The sequence below is a fragment of the Salinarimonas soli genome (assembly GCF_008386575.1).
GTDB classification, from domain to species: Bacteria; Pseudomonadota; Alphaproteobacteria; order Rhizobiales; family Beijerinckiaceae; genus Salinarimonas_A; species Salinarimonas_A soli.
This window is the reverse complement of sequence record NZ_VUOA01000049.1, coordinates 1-3,056: the sequence shown is the minus strand read 5'-3', so window position 1 is coordinate 3,056 and position 3,056 is coordinate 1. Positions and strand designations below refer to the sequence as shown.

At 71.5% G+C, this 3,056-nt stretch carries 3 protein-coding genes and 1 pseudogene; all 4 read right to left on the bottom strand.

The window, feature by feature from the left end:
• Nucleotides 1-471: pseudogene (locus F0L46_RS26375) on the bottom strand (IS5 family transposase); the annotation flags it as partial.
• Between the two features lie 231 nt (nucleotides 472-702).
• Nucleotides 703-963, bottom strand: coding sequence for a DUF6455 family protein (locus F0L46_RS24180; RefSeq protein WP_149822186.1), 261 nt, complete (start codon nucleotides 961-963; stop codon nucleotides 703-705).
• 140 nt (nucleotides 964-1,103) lie between these two features.
• A complete protein-coding gene (locus F0L46_RS24175) occupies nucleotides 1,104-2,099 on the bottom strand; it encodes a hypothetical protein (protein ID WP_149822185.1) in 996 nt (331 codons plus the stop codon).
• Between the two features lie 337 nt (nucleotides 2,100-2,436).
• Nucleotides 2,437-3,056 (bottom strand): TCP-1/cpn60 chaperonin family protein (locus F0L46_RS24170; protein ID WP_276315622.1); only part of this gene is annotated, 620 nt, incomplete at its 5' end.

The following is a 3,056-nucleotide window of genomic DNA, read 5'->3' as shown; positions in this document are numbered from 1 at the left end:
CCTGCAGCACGAGGCCGCCCGTATCGGTGACGATGTGGCGCTTGCGCCCTTTCACCCGCTTGGCGGCATCGGTGCCGCGCGGGCCGCCGCTCTCGGTGGTGGCCACGCTCTGCGAGTCGATGATCGCCAACGTGGGACAGGGCGGGCGGCCCTGGCCTGTGCGGGCCTGCTCGACGAGGCGGCGGTTGAGGCGCTCCCACACGCCCGTGTCGCGCCAGCCGTAGAAGTAGCGCTGCACCGTGGAGCGGGGCGGGAACGTGCCCTGGGGCAGCAGCCGCCACTGGCAGCCGGTGGTGAGGATGTAGAGCAGCGCGTCCACCACGGCCCGCAGGCTCGTGGTGCGCCGTCGTCCGCGCGGGGCCGGGCGGGCAGAGCCGGCGCGATCAAGGCCCACTCGGCGTCGGTGAGGTCGCTTGCGTAGCGCAGCTGATCGCGCGCATGCTGCGCGCGGGTGGTCGTGGTCCAAGCCATCGCCGGGCCTCCTGGGTGTCGCAACCACAAGAGGACCACACGGCCCCACGATCAGCCAACCCCATTCCGAGTCAGACTCTGAGGTGCGAGCAGAGCGAGCCTCGAAGGACGCTCCAGAGACCTCCGGAGGGCTGTGGCAGACGTCCTGCGTGCTTCGAGGCCCTGCTTCGCAGGGCACCTCAGCATGAGGGGGTTGAGGAGGACGAAAACTCTTGTTTCAGACCATGCCTCTCAGGCGCCTGGGACGGCGCGGGCGAGGAAATCGCCGTTCGGGCAGAACGCGGGCGCCGCGGGAACGGAGCCTGTAGCCTCGTCGAGGAAGCGGCGGCACTCCGCTCGCGACCCGCAAGCCCGGCAGCGCAGGGCCACCGCCGCGAGCCCCGCGCCGCCCGCCTCGCAGGCGGCGATCTCCGGATCGACGCCGAGCCGCTCCATCATCTCGCCCAGCAGGCGCGCCTGCATCTCGATGCGTTGAACCAAGCTCTTGATCATGACGCGCCGCTCCGGCCCGGGCACGCTCGCCCGTATCCCGCCATAGCCGCGCCTGTCCGGCCCCGCCTTGATCCAGGGCAAACGCGAAAGGGCCCCGGCGGGGAGCCGGGGCCCTCTCTCAAAGGTGCGGGAGCGGATGCTTACTGCTGGGCGCCCTGGCCGCCCGAGGACGAGCCGCCGCCCATCGAGCCACCCATGGAGCCGCCCGAGGACGAGCCGCCCATGGAGCCGCCGGCATTGTTGCCCTGCCCGCGGGTGCGGGTCGAGGTGGAGCCGGTGGCGGAGGCGCCGCCCGTGTCGCCGCTGCGAACGGTGCCGGTCGTCTCTGTGCGGTTGCGCTGCTCGGTGCTCGTGCCGGTCTGGGTCTGCTGGCGCTGCTCGACGTTCACGCCCCGGCGCTCCTCGCGGCGCTCGCCGGACACCGAGATGCCCTGCTGCTGGCGACGGCGCTCGATCGAGATGTCGGCGCCGCCCTCCTCGCGCACCGTGGTGCGGCGGCTGCGGACCGAGACGCTGGGCTCCTCGGTCTCCGTGCGGCGGATGGTGGTGCGGCGGCGGATTTCGGCGGGCTCCTCGACCACGCGGCGGGTGCGCACCGACGCGGTCGCGGGCTTCTTGGCCTTCACCTTCACGACCTTCTTCGCCTTCGAGCGGGTCTGGACGACGCGCCGGGTCTCGGGCTCGCTCTGCTCGATCTGCACGGCGCGGCGGCGGCGCACGACGACGTCGGGCTCGCTCGACTCCTCGCGCACGGTGGTGCGGCGGCTGCGGACGGAGACGCTCGGCTCGTCGTTGCGCTCGCGGGTCACGGTGCGGCTCTCGCCGCGCACGTTCACGGAGGTGCCGGTGCGGGTCTCGCTGCTGGTGCTCGCCGACGCGCCCGTGCGGGTCTCGGAGCCTTGCGTCCGCTGCATGTTGGAGGACGAGGACGAGCCCTCGTTGGTCTGCGACGACTGCGCCCGGTTGCCGCCGGTGCTGGTGCTGCCGCTCATGGAGGAGCCGCTGCCGCCCTGGCCGCCCGCCTTCATCTCCGTGGACGAGGACGCGCCGCTGCTGCCGCTGCCGGTCGAGGGGGTCTGGGCATAGGCGGCCGTGCTGAGCAGCGCGGCGGCCAGGCCGACGAGAATCTTGTTCATGAGACGTGTCTCCTCAAGGGGTTAGTCATCACGAGAACGCGAGGAGGCGTAGCCGTGTTCCCGAGCTGATTCGCTGGCTCAGAGTCCTGCCGTGAGCGAGATCCCCTACCTCCCTCATGCCGAGGAGCCTATGCAGCAAGCGTCTCGAAGCACGCACCACCTCGCCGCGGCCGTCCAGAGTTCCCTGGAGCGCCCTTCGAGGCCCGCCTGCGGCGGGCACCTCAGGACGAGGTTGAGGGTGGGCCCTATTTTCGGGTCAGCCCCTCAGACCCCCAAACGAAAAGAGGCCCCGGGTCGCCCCGGGGCCTCTCTGATGCGCTGTCCGTGAGGGCTGGACTTAGAAGTCCATGCCGCCCATGCCGCCGCCGCCCGGCATCGCGGGGGCGTCCTTCTTCGGCGCCTCCGCGACCATGGCCTCGGTGGTGATGAGCAAGCCCGCGACTGAGGCCGCGTCCTGGAGGGCGGTGCGCACGACCTTCGCGGGGTCGACGATGCCGGCCTCGAGCATGTCCACGTACTGCTCCGTCTGGGCGTTGAAGCCGAAGGTCTCGGAGCCCGCGTTGTCGAGGATCTTGCCCACGACGATCGAGCCCTCGACACCGGCGTTCTCGGCGATCTGGCGGATCGGAGCCTCGATGGCGCGGCGCACGATCTTGATGCCGGCGCGGATGTCGGCGTTGTCGGAGGTCAGGGCCTCGACGGCCTTGCGGGCGCGCAGGAGCGCGGTGCCGCCGCCGGGAACGATGCCCTCTTCCACCGCGGCGCGGGTGGCGTTGAGCGCGTCGTCCACGCGGTCCTTCTTCTCCTTGACCTCGATCTCGGTCGCGCCGCCGACGCGGATCACCGCGACGCCGCCAGCCAGCTTCGCCAGGCGCTCCTGGAGCTTCTCGCGGTCGTAGTCCGAGGTGGTCTCCTCGATCTGCGCCTTGATCTGCGACACCCGCGCCTCGATGTCGG